A 14,239-nucleotide genomic window follows, 5' to 3' on the forward strand; every position below is an offset into this window, starting at 1 on the left:
CCGGCGAGGCAGTATGGGTGCATGCGTGGTGACGTGCTCGAACGCTTCTCCCCGGCGACCCGTGCCTGGTTCTCGGGGGCCTTCGCCGCGCCCACGCCGGCCCAGGCGGGGGCGTGGGAGTCGATTTCGAGTGGTGACAACACGCTCGTGGTGGCGCCGACCGGGTCCGGTAAGACGCTCGCGGCGTTCCTGTGGTCACTCGACCGGCTCGCCACGGAGGCGGCCGTGGAGGATCCGCTGCGGCGCTGCCGCGTCCTGTACGTGTCGCCGCTGAAGGCTCTCGCCGTGGACGTGGAGCGGAACCTGCGCGCCCCGCTGACGGGCATCCGCCAGGCGGCGCGGCGGCTCGACCTGCCGGAGCCGGGCGTCCGCGTCGGGATGCGGTCGGGCGACACCCCGGCCGACGAACGGCGGCGGCTGGCCGTCAAACCGCCCGACATCCTGATCACGACGCCGGAGTCGCTGTTCCTGATCCTCACGTCGCGGGCGCGCGAGTCGCTGCGCGGCGTCGAGACGGTCATCGTGGACGAGGTGCACGCCGTGGCGGGCACCAAGCGCGGGGCGCACCTGGCCCTGTCCCTGGAACGTCTCGACGCTCTACTCGATCGGCCGGCGCAGCGGATCGGGCTGTCGGCGACCGTCCGTCCCACCGACGAGGTGGCGGCGTTCCTCGGCGGGACGAGGCCCGCGACGGTCGTCCAGCCGCGCGCCGACAAGGTCTTCGACCTCGACATCGTCGTTCCCGTGGAGGACATGGGCGAGGTGGGCGGGTTCGTCGATGACGCGGGGACGGCCGATCCGCGCCAGCGCAGTATCTGGCCGCATGTCGAGGACCGTCTGCTCGATCTCATCGAGGCGCACCGTTCGACGCTCGTGTTCGCCAACTCGCGGCGGCTGGCCGAACGGCTCTGCGGACGGTTGAACGAACTGGCCTACGAACGCGCCACGGGCGGGCCCCTGCCGGAGGACCACTCCCCCGCGGAGATGATGGCCGAGGCGGGGTCGTCCAGGGGCGCGCCGCGGGAGATCGCCCGCGCGCACCACGGTTCCGTGTCCAAGGAGGAGCGGGCCGGCATCGAGAACGCTCTGAAGGAGGGGCGGCTCCCTGCGGTCGTGGCGACCTCCAGCCTGGAACTGGGCATCGACATGGGCGCGGTCGATCTGGTCGTACAGGTGGAGTCGCCGCCGTCGGTGGCCAACGGGCTCCAGCGAGTCGGACGGGCGGGTCACCAGGTCGGCGCCGTGTCCAAGGGGGTCATCTTCCCCAAGTACCGGGGTGACCTCGTCCAGACGGCGGTGGTGGCCGAACGGATGCGCGGCGGCGAGATCGAGGAGCTGCGCTACCCGCGCAACCCGCTGGACGTCCTCGCCCAGCAGATCGTCGCGATGGTCTCGATGGACGAGTGGTCCGTCGACGAGCTGGAGGCCCTGGTCAGACGAGCCGCGCCCTACGCCACGCTGCCTCGTTCGGCGCTGGAGGCGACCCTGGACATGCTCGCCGGGCGGTACCCCAGCGACGAGTTCGGGGAGCTGCGCCCACGCCTGGTCTGGGACCGTGTGACGGGCGTCCTGCGCGACCGTCCGGGGGCGCAGCGGCTCGCGGTGACCAGCGGCGGGACGATCCCGGACCGTGGCCTGTTCGGCGTGTTCCTCGTCGGTGAGAAGGCGTCGCGGGTCGGCGAACTCGACGAGGAGATGGTGTACGAGTCGCGGGTCGGGGACGTGTTCGTACTCGGCGCCAGCTCGTGGCGCATCGAGGACATCACGCCCGACCGTGTGCTCGTCTCCCCCGCGCCGGGCCAGCCCGGCAAGCTGCCGTTCTGGCATGGCGACACGCTGGGGCGTCCCGCCGAGCTGGGCCGGGCCCTCGGCTCGTTCACCCGCCGGTTGGCCGGGCTGCCCATCGAGGAGGCCCGCGCGCAGGTCTCCGCCGCCGGGTTGGACGACTGGGCGGCCGCGAACCTCGTGTCGTACGTGTCCGAGCAACGGGAGGCCACCGGGCACGTCCCGGACGACCGCACGCTGGTCGTCGAACGGTTCCGTGACGAACTCGGCGACTGGCGCGTGGTCGTCCATTCGCCGCTGGGCGCCCGGCTGCACGCGCCGTGGGCGCTCGCCATCGCGGGCCGCCTGCGTGAGCGGTACGGCGTCGACGCGCAGGCGATGCACGCCGACGACGGCATCGTCATCCGCATCCCCGACATGGACGAGCCGCCCGGGCTCGACCTGGCCGTCTTCGACGCCGACGACATCGAACGGGTCGTGGTGGACGAGCTGGGCGGTTCGGCGCTGTTCGCGGCCCGGTTCCGGGAGTGCGCGGCGCGTTCGCTGCTCCTCCCTCGCCGCCGTCCGGACAAGCGGATGCCGCTGTGGCAGCAGCGCCAGCGGGCGGCGCAACTGCTGGCGGTGGCGAGCAAGTACCCGTCGTTCCCCATCGTCCTGGAGACGATGCGGGAGTGCCTCCAGGACGTGTTCGACGTCCCGGGCCTGGTGCAGTTGATGCGCGACATGGCGGGACGCAAGGTCCGCATGGTCGAGGTGGAGACGCCCGAGCCGTCGCCGTACGCGCGTTCTCTGCTGTTCCGCTACATCGGCGCGTTCATGTACGAGGGCGACTCGCCCCTCGCCGAACGCCGCGCGCAGGCGTTGGCACTGGACTCCGCGCTGCTCGCCGAGCTGCTCGGCCAGGCCGATCTGCGGGAGCTGCTCGATCCGGACGCGGTCGCCGAGATCGAAGGCGAACTCCAGCGCCTCGTCGCCGATCGTCGCGCCCGCGATCTGGAGGGCGTCGCCGACCTCCTGCGGATCCTCGGTCCCCTCACGACGGCCGAGGTCGCGGAGCGGACGCTCCCCGCCGGCGACGGGACGGACGACGGCGTGCTCGTGCAGGCGTCGCGGTGGCTGGCGGAGCTGGAGGGGACGCGGCGGGCGATCCGCGTCAGGATCGCCGGCGCGGAGCACTGGGCCGCGGTGGAGGACGCCGGGAGGCTCAGGGACGCGCTCGGCGCGCCGCTGCCCGTGGGCGTTCCGGAGGCGTTCCTCGAACCGGTCGCCGATCCGCTCGGCGACCTGATCTCCCGGTACGCGCGCACGCACGGCCCCTTCCGGGTGGGCGACCCGGCGGCGCGGTTCGGGCTCGGCGCCGCCGTGGTCGTGGAGGCGCTGCGGCGGTTGTCGGGCGCGGGACGCGTCGTCGAGGGCGAGTTCCTGCCCGTGGAGGCCGTGACCGGCCCGCTCACCACCGAATGGTGCGACGCGGGAGTGTTGCGGACGCTCCGCCGCCGTTCCCTGGCCCGGCTGCGCGCCGAGGTCGAACCGTCCCCGCCGGAGTCGCTCGGGCTCTTCCTGCCGGCCTGGCACGGCATCTCCGGCGGCTCCCGGCTGCGCGGGGTGGACGCGCTCGGCCAGGCGATCGAGCAGCTCCAGGGCTCGGCGGTGCCCGCGTCGGCGCTGGAGTCGCTGGTCCTGCCGGCGCGGGTCGCCGGCTACTCCCCGGCGATGCTGGACGAGCTGACGTCAGCGGGCGAGGTCGTGTGGGCGGGTCAGGGCGCGCTGCCGGGCGGGGACGGCTGGGTGTCGCTGTACCTGGCCGACACCGCGCCGCTGCTCATGCCGGAACCCGCGGAGATCACCCTCACGCCCGTGCACGAGGCCGTCCTGGACGCGCTGGGCGACGGCGGCGCGCTGTTCTTCCGGACGCTCTCCGACCGGGTCAATCAGCACGTCACGGCCGGTGACGCCGATCTGGTCACCGCCGTGTGGGACCTGGTCTGGGGGGGCCGTCTCACGAACGACACGATGGCCCCGCTGCGCGCCGCGCTGGGGTCCGGCCGTCCCACGCACCGGTCCCGGACGACGCGCCGTGGACGGCCCGTCCTGCCGTCCAGGACGGGCCCGCCGACCGTCGCCGGCCGGTGGTGGCCGCTTCCCGAACGGGAGGCGGGCGTCACCGTCCGGTCGCACGCTCTGGCCGAGGCGCTGCTGGAGCGGTACGGCATCGTCATCCGCGGCGCCGTCGCCGCCGAACGCACCCCCGGCGGGTTCTCCGCCGTCTACCCGGTGCTGCGCGCGTTCGAGGAGACCGGTCGTTGCCGCCGCGGCTACTTCGTGGAGGGTCTCGGCGCGGCCCAGTTCGCGCTCCCCGGGGCCGTCGACCGGCTCCGCGCGCTCCGCCCGACGGCGACGCCGCCGGACGACCTCTCGGCGCTGTGGGAGACGCCCCGCAAGCCGGGGAACCGGGCCCTCGTCCTGGCAGCCGCCGACCCCGCCAACCCGTACGGAGCCGCGCTGCCCTGGCCGGAGCGCGGCGACGAGACGACCTCCGGGCACAGGCCGGGCCGCAAGGCGGGGGCGCTGGTCGCGCTGGTCGAGGGCCGGCTGGTCCTCTACGTCGAACGCGGCGGCCGGACGCTGCTGACCTGGGACGACGACCGGGACGTCCTGCAACCGGCGGTCGACGCGCTGGCCCTCGCCGTCCGGGAGGGCGCGCTCGGCAAGCTCACCGTCGAACGTGCCGACGGCGCCGCGATCACCGACTCACCACTGGCGGCGGCACTGGAGTCCGCCGGCTTCCACCCCACACCCCGCGGCCTACGCCTACGCGCCTGATCAGGACCCGCACGGCTCACCACCGGTGGCGGCCTTGGAGACCGCCGGGTTCCATCCCACGCCCGCGGCCTGTGCCTGCGCGCCTGACCGGGGCTCGAGCGGGTCGCGCGGGTCAGCGGCGGCGGCCCTTGAACATGGTGATCAGGCCGCGCAGGGCGCGTTCGTCGAGGGAGCCGAACGGGTTGTCGTGGACGAGGTACGTCCAGGTCGCCGAGGGACGCTGGAGTCCGGCGGCGTCGAGGTCGATGCCGTCCTCGGACGCGGTGAGGGCCTCGAACGCCGCGATCGAGCGTTCCCGCGCGTCGGACAGGAGCCGTTTGCCCGCCGGGACGGCCTCCCGGTTGAACTCGACGAGCGGGTCGAGCCCCCGGCCGAGCGACCGCAGGTGGATGCCCTCGCGCAGGTCGGCGAGGTAGGCGAGGTGCTCGGACCAGCAGCGGTCCAGCTGGTACAGGACGATCTGGCGGGCGGCCGCGGCCACCGCCTCCGCGCCCGCGATCTTGGTGAGTTCGGCGTGCCGTTCGGGGGCGCCCGCGGCCATGGCACGGTCGGCGGCGTCGCCGCGCAGCACGGCGTCGCGTTCGGCGAGGACCTCCTGCCGTTGCAGGCCGATCAGCTGGTTGTAGCGCCAGGTGTTGCGGTGGAGTTCGAGGTCGACGCCCTCGGCGACGCGCTGCGCGTGCCCGACGATCCAGTGCGCGCCCTTGTCGGTGACGAGGCCGTCGTCGTCGGCGGGCGCCTTCGACTTCTCGTCGGGCGCGAACCGGGTGACGAGGTCGTCCTGGAGGCTGGTGAAGAACACCGACCCGCCGGGGTCGCCCTGCCGCCCCGCGCGGCCTCTGAGCTGGTCGTCGAGGCGGCTGCTGTGGTAGCGGCCGGTGCCGATGACCAGCAGGCCGCCGGCTTCGACGACCCTGTCGTGGTCGGAGCCGGACGCGTCGGCGGGGGCGGTGCCGGGCGCGGCGGACGGGTTGCCGCCGAGCCGGATGTCGGTGCCGCGGCCCGCCATCTGCGTGGAGACGGTGATCGCCCCGTACGCCCCGGCCTCGGCGATGATCGCCGCCTCCTCGGCGTCGTTCTTGGCGTTGAGGACGACGCGGTCGAGCCCGGCGCGGGCGAGGCGGCGCGCGAGGCGTTCGGACTCGGCGACGTCGGCGGTGCCGACCAGCACGGGACGTCCGGTGGCGTGCGCGGCGGCGATCTCCTCGACGATCGCGACCTCCTTGTCGGCGGAGGTCGCGTAGAGGCGGTCGGGTTCGTCGACGCGGACGCAGTCCCGGTTCGGCGGGACGACGGCGATCTGCAACCCGTAGAACTCGGTGAGCTGCCCGGCGACGGCCATCGCCGTACCGGTCATGCCGCAGCGGACCGGGTAGCGCCCGATCAACTCCTGGACGGTGATCGAGTCGAGGATCTCGCCGCTCGGGGACGCCTCCAGCGCCTCCTTCGCCTCCACGGCGGCCTGGAGCCCGTCCGGCCACCGCTGGAGCAGCGCGACCCGTCCCCGGGACTCGCTGATCAGCTTCACCTCGCCGTCGCGGACGATGTAGTCGACGTCGCGGCGCAGCAGCACCTCGGCGTGCAGGGCGACGTTCACGGCGGTGAGGGTGCGCAGCTGGTCGGGCGCGTAGAGGTCGAGGCCGTCGTCGCCGCCGAGGACGCGTTCCACCTCCTGCGCCCCCGCCGGGGTGAGCTGGACGCTGCGGGCCTCGTCGTCGGTGGCGTAGTGCAGGCCGGGCCGCAGCCGACGGACCAGGTCGGCGTACCGCGGGTCGGCGCCGTCGAGGTCGGTGGCGCCCGCGAGGACGAGCGGCACCATCGCCTCGTCCACCAGCACCGAGTCGGCCTCGTCGACCAGCGCGACGGACGGCTCGGGCTGGACGACGGCGTCGGCGCTCGTGGCGACCCGGTCGCGCAGCAGGTCGAAGCCGATCTCGCTGACGGGCGCGTAGGTGACGTCCGCCCGGTACGCGGCGCGGCGCTCGTCGGGGGTGGACGACTGCCCGACCCACGCGACGGAAACGCCGAGCATCTCGTACAGCGGCCCCATCCATTCGGCGTCGCGGCGCGCGAGGTAGTCGTTGACCGACATGACGTGGACCCGGTCGCCGCGCAGCGCGTATCCGGTGGCGGCCAGCGCCCCCGACAGGGTCTTGCCCTCGCCGGTGGCCATCTCGGCGACATGCCCGGAGAGCAGGGCGAGCGTTCCGACGAGCTGCACGTCGAACGGACGCTCACCGAGCGTGCGGCGCGCGGCCTCCCGGCCGAGGGCGCACAGTTCGGCGAGGTCCTCCTCGCGGCGGAGGTCGGACGCGGCCGCGGTCAGGTCGTCGTCGGTCAGTTTCCGGACGCGCGTCTCCCGCTCGCCCGCCTCGGCCACCACGGCGCGGAACGGCGCGAGATCGACGCTGCCCGGCTTCTGGACGAGTCTCCGAAACCGGTCACGCAGCGCCATGGCGTCCCCTAGTTTCTACGGTCACGACTCCCCCAACGGGCTGGTGCGGGACTGCGTTCCCACCATGATCCCAGGGCGGATCCCCGGGTCGTCCCGGATCTTCTCCCCATTGGGTCTGACCTCGAATTCATTCCCTGGACGGATCCCTCTCGGCCTCTCGTTTGGGACGATGAGGTCATCACGGGGTTTGCGGTGGCGAGGGGAAACGTCACCGCGGAACGGGGTTCGTCATGACACCTACCGCTCGCAAGGCCGCGGCGCTCCGGCGCAAGCGGCAGATCATCAGCCGGACGGTCATCGACCGCGCGCTGAACGACCCGCGGCGCCACCGGGAAGAGGTCGCCGCCGCTCCCGCCAAGTAAACAGTGTCCGCCGAGTAAGCGGCAACCGCCAACCAAGACACCCCTCAACGAGCGCCTCCGCCGTCCGGCGGGGGCGCTGACGGTTTCCGGGGCCTGGGACGCGCCGCCTTTCGGGGTCTAGGACGCACCGGCCGCCGAGAACACGTCGTCGCGGGCCTGCTCCAGCGCCGCGTGCAGGGCGCCGCGCAGCACGGGGTTCCCCTCCACCTCGGTCATGGCCACGGTCGGGCGGGTGGGGCTGATACGGCCGACGATCTCCTCGATGCGGGTGGCGAGCGGTCGGCCGCCGGCACGGCCGAGGTTGCCCGACAGCACCACGAGCCCCGGGTCCAGGACGATGTTGACCGAGGTCACGCCGTAGGAGATGCGGCGGGCGAGATCGTCGAGGAACGGGCCGCCGCGCTCCGGGTCGGCGGCGGCCGCGCGGACGCAGTCCACGGCCGTCGGCTCGGTGACGCCGTACTCGTGGGCGAGGGCGCGGACCGCGTCCGCGCCGACCAGCGCGCCGTAGCCGCCCGCCAGAGTCGGGATCCCCCAGGTCGTCGACTCGGTGACGCCCTCGTCCTGGGGGGCGCGGCGGGCGGCGCCGAGCGGCAGCGGCGCGCCGGGCACGGGCAGGTAGCCGATCTCCCCGGCGCCGCCGGACCTGCCGCGGTGCAGCCGTCCGCCCAGCATCACCGACAGGCCCATGCCGCGGTCGAGCCACACGAGGGCGAAGTCGTCGGCGCCGTGCGCGGCGCCGTAGGCGCGCTCGGCGATGGCGGCGAGGTTGACGTCGTTCTCGATCGTCACGGGACGCCGCAGGTCGGTCCGCAGGGCGGCGAGGACGCCCTCGTGCCAGGAGGGCAGGTCGAAGGAGAACTGGACGTCGCCGGAGCGCGGGTCCACGACACCGGGCGTGCCGATGACGAACGCGCTCAGTTTGGACAGCGCGACCTTGGCGGAACGGCACGCTTTGACAACGGCGCTGTGGACCATCCTGACCGGTTCGTCGGCGCCGTTCGGGTCGACGGTGACCTGTGCGACGATCCGCCCGGTGATGTCGGCGACGCCGGCGGTGACCCCGTCCGGGCCCACCTCGAGTCCCGCGACATAGGCGCTCGAAGGGACGACCGCGTACAGTGCGGCGTTGGGGCCACGGCCTCCGGCCTGCGATCCGACGACCGAGACCAGGCCCCGGGTCTCCAGCCTGGACAGCAGCTGGGAGGCGGTGACCTTGGACAGACCGGTGTGCTCACCGATCTGGGCGCGGGTCAGCGGGCCCTGCCGGACGAGCAGGTCCAGCGCCGCGCGATCGTTGAGTTCGCGCAGGAGCCTCGGCGTCCCCGGGCGGTTGGCGACCATGCTGGCTACCCCTCGATTGTCTTCAGTGTCTCAATCCGCTAACGGCAGTTTTGTTTAGGAAAGTTTCTTGTTAGTTTACGCCCAAGCGTCGACCGGTCCGGTACCCCGGACCGGGGGCGCGCGCAGAGCGCGGACTGGCGAGCAGGGCGCCCGCGAGCGTTGCGACCGCAAGAGGAGCATGGCTGGACCCTAAAGGGTCGCCATCTCCCCTTGCACCGCAGGCCACAAGGCCGCGCGAGGCGATGCCGGAAAGGATCTCCAGTGAAGTACATCAAGGTTGCGGCCGTCGCGGCCGCGATCGCCCTGGCCGCCACGGCCTGCGGGGGCGACGGTGACGGCGAGGAAGGCGCGGGCAAGGACCCGGCGCAGCTCAAAGTGTGGATGATGGGCGAGGGAACCCCGGAGCAGACGAAGTTCCTCGACGCCGTCGAAGCGGAGTTCAAGACCAAGCACCCGAACACCGACGTGCAGATCAAGTACGTCCCCTGGCCGCAGGTGGCTACAACGTTCCAAAAGGCGGCGGCCGGAGGTGAGGGGCCCGACGTCACGGAGCTGGGCAACACCGACGTCCAGTCCCACATCGAGCAGGGAAACCTGGCCGACATCACCGACGAGTACGACGACTGGGCCGACTCCAAGACGCTGAACAAGACGGCGCTCGCCAACGACCAGGCGGACGGCAAGACCTACGCGGTGCCGTGGTACGGCGGCGTCCGGGCCATCTGGCACCGCAAGGACTGGTTCCAGGAGCTCGGCATCCAGCAGCCGAAGAACTGGGCCGACCTCGTCGCCGCGGCGAAGAAGATCCAGGACGAGAAGAAGGTCCCCGGCATCGGGGTGCCGACCGACCAGACCAACGCGCTGCTCAGCTTCATCTGGGGCAACGGGGGCGAAGTCGCCGTCAAGGAGGGCGACAAGTGGGTCGGCAAGCTCGACCAGCCGCAGGCCGTCGAGGCGGTGAACTTCGTCGCGGGCCTCATCTCCAAGGAGAAGGTCGCGCCCGAGAAGTACATCGGCCTGGACGAGCTGGAGGGCCCGCAGCGCGACTTCGCGCTCGGCAAGCTCGGCATGTACATCGACGGCAGCTGGTCCCTGAAGGAACTGAAGAAGATCTCCGACAAGGACGCCTCCCAGTGGGCCGTCTTCCCGATCCCGAGCAAGAGCGGCGGCAACGCCCCGGTCCTCGCGGGCGGTTCCGACCTCGGCGTCTGGAAGGACACCAAGGCCAAGAAGGCGGCGTTCGACTACATCACCGTCCTCAACAACGCGAAGAACGCCAAGGCCTGGGCCGACTACAGCGGCTTCTCGTCGATGCGCTCGGACGTGGCGTTCACCGACCCGCAGCTTGCGGCCTTCACCAGCATCGCCACGAACACCAAGTTCGCGCCGATCAGCACGGGCTGGGGCGAGTTCGAGCAGGCCAAGAAGGTGCTGCCGAACGCCCTCAAGGCCATCGTGCAGGGCAAGTCCGCCGATGAGGAGTTGAAGAAGGCGAACGAGCAGGCCAACACCCTGCTGAACCAGTAGTCATCGGCTGATCGGAACGTCCATGCTCGACACCGCACCGGCGGTGGGGAAGGCGCCCGGCCGGAGATCGTCCGGCCGGGCGCGGTCCCGCCGCAGGCCCCGTCTCGGTCCCTACCTGCTGATCGCGCCGACCGTGATCGTGATCGCCGTCCTGATGTTCTGGCCGATGATCCAGATCGGGATCATGTCGTTCCAGAAGGTCGGCAACCGCCAGTTGCGCGGCGAGCCGGCGGAGCCGGTCGGCACCGAGAACTTCGACAAGATCCTCAACGACCCGTTCTTCTGGCAGACCGTCCGGCACACCGTGCTGTTCGCCATCGTGGCGGTGTCACTGACGCTGGTCATCGGGACGCTCATCGGGCTCCTGCTGAACAGGCTCGGCAAGAAGATGTCGTCCTTCGTCGCGGGCGGCGTGATGGTCGCCTGGGCCACCCCGCCCGTCACCGCGGCCATCATCTTCACCTGGCTGTTCGGCTCCACGGGCGGCGTCGTCAACTGGTTCCTCGACCTGCTGCCGAACTTCCTCGTCGGCGGCGGCTGGTCCGACTACAACTGGTTCGCCACCCCGCTGTCCACCTACACCGTCCTCACGGTGTGCGTGGTGTGGCAGGCGTGCCCGTTCATCGCCGTGTCCGTGCTGGCCGGGCTGAAGAGCATCCCCGGCGAACTGTACGAGGCGGCGCGGGTGGACGGCTCGGGCCCGTGGCGGACGTTCTGGAGCCTCACCTACCCGATGCTCAAGCCGATCTTCCTCGTGCTGCTGGTCATGTCGATCATCTGGGACTTCAAGGTCTTCACCCAGCTGTTCATCATGTCCGGAATGGCGAACCGCGACGCGTTCAACCTGTCGCTGTACGCCTACTCCGAGGCGTTCGGCTCGCTTAATCCGAAGCTCGGCATGGGCTCGGCGATCGCGCTGGTGCTCACGGTGATCCTGCTCATCGTCACCGCCCTCTACGTGCGGGTCATGGTGCGTCAGGGGGAGACGAAATGACGTTCGCGACCACGAAGCGGCGGGCGGGCACGGGCCACCGCCGTCCCGCCGGACCGCACCGCCTGCGGCGCAAGATCCTGCTGAACGGCGCGGGGGTGCTGGTCTTCTTCCTCGCCGTGTTCCCGGTCTTCTGGATGGCGTCCACCGCCTTCAAGCCCAACACCGAGATCTTCAGCACGACCCCGAAACCGTTCCCGTCCGACCCGACGCTGGACCACTTCGACCTGGTCCTGAACGGCGGCATCGCGGAGGTCAGCTTCTGGGAGTACTTCCGCAACAGCGCCATCCTGGCGATCGTCACCGTCGTGGCGTCGAGCCTGCTCGCGCTGATGGCGGCCGTCGCGGTGGCCCGGTTCCGCTTCCGGTTCCGCACCACCTTCCTGATCATGCTGCTGATCGTGCAGATGGTGCCGCTGGAGGCGCTGGTCATCCCGCTGTTCCTCGACCTGAAGCAGCTCGACCTGCTGAACAGCCTGGCCGGGCTGGCCCTCGTCTACATCGGCTTCGCCGTGCCGTTCGCGATCTGGATGCTGCGGGGATTCGTCGCCGCGGTACCGCCCGAACTGGAGGAGGCCGCCGCCATCGACGGCGCCGGCCCCATCCGGACGTTCTTCACCGTCCTGCTCCCGCTGGTCGCTCCCGGGCTGGTGGCGACCAGCATCTTCTCCTTCATCACCGCGTGGAACGAGTTCATCTTCGCGTTCACGTTCCTCGACGACCAGAACAAGTACACCCTCCCGATCATGCTGCAGTTCTTCTTCGGACGCAGCGGCAACGCTTGGGGGCCCATCATGGCAGCGTCCACGCTGCTCACCATTCCCGTCATCGCGTTCTTCCTCCTCGTCCAGCGCCGTATGGTGTCCGGCCTGACCGCCGGGGCGGTGAAGGGGTGACGACCGACGACATCACCACCGCGGCCGAGCTCGGCCGGCTGGCCCGCGGCACCCTGCTCCCGTCCTTCCCGGGCCCGACCGCGCCGCGCTGGCTGCTGGACGAACTGGAGGCCGGCCTCGCCGGCGTCACCCTGTTCGCCCTCACCGGCAACGTGCAGAGCCCCGAGTCCCTGGCCGCGCTCACCGCGCAGATGCGCAAGGCCGGCGACCCGTTCGTCACGATCGACGAGGAGGGCGGCGACGTCACCCGCCTCGGCGGTCACCAGACCGGCAGCCCCTACCCGGGCAACGCGGCGCTCGGCGCCGTGGACGACCCGGAGCTGACCCGGCGGATCTACCGCTCCCTGGGCGCGGAGCTGGCCGAGGTCGGCGTCAACTTCAACTTCGCGCCGTCGGTGGACGTCAACACCGCCGACGACAACCCGGTGATCGGCACCCGCTCGTTCGGCTCCGATCCCGACCTCGTCGCCCGGCACGCCGCCGCGTCCGTCACCGGGACGCAGGAGGCGGGCGTCGCGGCCTGCGCGAAGCACTTCCCCGGCCACGGCGCGACCGTGGACGACTCCCACCTGTCGATCCCGCTCGTCGACGCCGACCTGGACCTGCTGGACCGGCGCGAGCTGGTCCCGTTCCGGGCGGCGATCGAGGCCGGCACCCGCGCGGTGATGACCGGGCATCTCAACCTGCCCACCATCACCCGCGGTGTGCCGGCGACCCTCTCCCCCGCCGCCATCACCGGACTCCTGCGGGAACGGCTCGGCTACGAGGGCGTCATCGTCACCGACGCCCTCGACATGGAGGGCGCGAGCGGCGCGATCGGCATCCCGGAGGCGTCCGTGCGGGCCCTCATCGCGGGCGCCGACCTGCTGTGCCTCGGCCCGAACGAGCACGCCGAGACGCTCCGGGCGACGCTCGCCGCCATCGGTGCGGCCGTCCAGACCGGGCGGCTGTCCCCGGACCGGCTGCGGGCCTCGGCCGAGCGCACCCAGCGGCTCAAGGAGTGGCTCGCCGCCCCCTCGCCCGCCGTCATCGACCGCGCCGCCGGACTGGAGGCCGCCCGCCGCGCCATCCGCGTGTCGGGCTCACTGCCCGGCTGGGAGTCGGCGCCGCTCGTCGTCGAGTCGGAGGCCACCGGCAACATCGCGGTCGGTCCGACCCCGTGGGGCCTCGGCCCCTGGGCGCCCGACGCGATCCACGCGGACGGCGCGGACGGGACGGAGGACCAGGCCATCGCCCGCGCCCGGGGCCGCGGCCTGGTCGTCGTGCTGCGCGACGCCCACCGGCACGCGGGCCAGCGGGCGCTCGCCACGGCGCTGCTGCGGGCCCGTCCCGACACCGTCGTCGTGGAGATGGGCCTGCCCGTCTGGCGTCCCGGCTCCGCCGTCTACATGGCCACCTACGGGGCCGCCGCCGCCAACGCCCAGGCCGCCGCCGAGCTGCTCGGGCTGACCCCGGCCGCCTGAAGGCCGCCTGAAGGCCACCTGAGGCCGCCTGATGAACCCGCGACGCGCCCGCCGGACACAGAGCCCGGTTCCGGCGGGCGCGTCGTGCCGGGGCCGAGCGGTCTGATCGGCAAGGGATAATGGTCCTATGAGATTGTCCGCCCGGGTCGACTACGCGTTGCGCGCCGCCGCCGAGCTGGCGGTCGCCGGGAGCCGGCCGGTGACCGCGGTACAGCTCGCCGAGGCGCAGCAGATCCCGCCCAAATTCCTGGAGAACATCCTCGGCCAACTGCGCCGGTCCGGCCTCGTCCGGAGCCAGCGGGGACCCGAGGGCGGCTACTGGCTGGCCCGCCCGGCCGACCAGATCTCCCTCGCCGACATCATCCGCGCCATCGACGGGCCGCTGCTCGGCGTGCGGGGCGAACGTCCCGAGCACGTCGGGTACGAAGGGCCCGCCCGTTCGCTCCAGGACGTCTGGATCGCGCTGCGCGCCAGCGAGCGCGCCATCCTGGAGCACGTCAAGCTCGGGCACATCGCCACGGGCGAACTGCCCGACCCCGTCCGCAAGCTCACCGAGGACCCGGCCGCCTGGGAAAGCCCGTCGTTCATCTGAG

The 14,239-nt window shown here is 72.1% G+C and carries 9 protein-coding genes; 7 read left to right on the forward strand and 2 right to left on the reverse strand.

Annotated features, from left to right (window positions below):
- The first annotated feature begins 21 nt into the window (after nucleotides 1–21).
- Nucleotides 22–4,608, forward strand: coding sequence for an ATP-dependent helicase (locus D0T12_RS11525; RefSeq protein ID WP_117399494.1), 4,587 nt, complete (start codon nucleotides 22–24; stop codon nucleotides 4,606–4,608).
- A 112-nt stretch (nucleotides 4,609–4,720) separates the two neighbouring features.
- On the opposite strand, the gene secA2 is transcribed toward D0T12_RS11525, so the two are convergent.
- Complete coding sequence (secA2, locus tag D0T12_RS11530) at nucleotides 4,721–7,063, reverse strand: accessory Sec system translocase SecA2 (protein ID WP_117399495.1); 2,343 nt, start codon at nucleotides 7,061–7,063, stop codon at nucleotides 4,721–4,723.
- A 230-nt stretch (nucleotides 7,064–7,293) separates the two neighbouring features.
- Between secA2 and D0T12_RS37000 the strand changes: the two genes are divergently transcribed.
- Nucleotides 7,294–7,425 carry a hypothetical protein gene (locus D0T12_RS37000; RefSeq protein WP_267900395.1) on the forward strand — a complete coding sequence of 44 codons (132 nt, stop codon included), beginning with the start codon at nucleotides 7,294–7,296 and terminating at the stop codon, nucleotides 7,423–7,425.
- 117 nt (nucleotides 7,426–7,542) lie between these two features.
- On the opposite strand, the gene D0T12_RS11535 is transcribed toward D0T12_RS37000, so the two are convergent.
- Nucleotides 7,543–8,769 (reverse strand): ROK family transcriptional regulator, encoded by a 1,227-nt coding sequence (locus D0T12_RS11535; RefSeq protein WP_117399496.1) that lies wholly within the window; start codon nucleotides 8,767–8,769, stop codon nucleotides 7,543–7,545.
- Nucleotides 8,770–9,030: 261 nt separating this feature from the next.
- Here D0T12_RS11535 and D0T12_RS11540 point away from each other — a divergent pair, with 261 nt between their 5' ends.
- The 5 genes from D0T12_RS11540 to D0T12_RS11560 all read left to right on the forward strand — a co-directional run bounded on the left by D0T12_RS11540 (nucleotide 9,031) and on the right by D0T12_RS11560 (nucleotide 14,238).
- The gene (locus D0T12_RS11540) at nucleotides 9,031–10,296 is read left to right on the forward strand and encodes an extracellular solute-binding protein (RefSeq protein WP_117399497.1); all 1,266 of its coding nucleotides are present in this window, start codon (nucleotides 9,031–9,033) and stop codon (nucleotides 10,294–10,296) included.
- Nucleotides 10,297–10,318: 22 nt separating this feature from the next.
- Entirely contained in the window at nucleotides 10,319–11,290 is a 972-nt protein-coding gene (locus D0T12_RS11545; protein ID WP_117399498.1) for a carbohydrate ABC transporter permease, read from the forward strand.
- Nucleotides 11,287–12,183, forward strand: a complete 897-nt coding sequence (locus D0T12_RS11550) for a carbohydrate ABC transporter permease (RefSeq protein WP_199487406.1) — start codon at nucleotides 11,287–11,289, stop codon at nucleotides 12,181–12,183. Before D0T12_RS11545 ends, D0T12_RS11550 begins: the two co-directional genes overlap by 4 nt.
- Nucleotides 12,180–13,646 carry a glycoside hydrolase family 3 protein gene (locus D0T12_RS11555; protein WP_233525975.1) on the forward strand — a complete coding sequence of 489 codons (1,467 nt, stop codon included), beginning with the start codon at nucleotides 12,180–12,182 and terminating at the stop codon, nucleotides 13,644–13,646. Before D0T12_RS11550 ends, D0T12_RS11555 begins: the two co-directional genes overlap by 4 nt.
- Before the next feature lie 127 nt (nucleotides 13,647–13,773).
- Complete coding sequence (locus D0T12_RS11560) at nucleotides 13,774–14,238, forward strand: RrF2 family transcriptional regulator (RefSeq protein WP_117399499.1); 465 nt, start codon at nucleotides 13,774–13,776, stop codon at nucleotides 14,236–14,238.
- The last annotated feature ends 1 nt before the right edge of the window (nucleotide 14,239 follow it).

Origin of the sequence: Actinomadura spongiicola, assembly GCF_003432485.1 — a bacterium.
GTDB classification, from domain to species: domain Bacteria; phylum Actinomycetota; class Actinomycetes; order Streptosporangiales; family Streptosporangiaceae; genus Spirillospora; species Spirillospora spongiicola.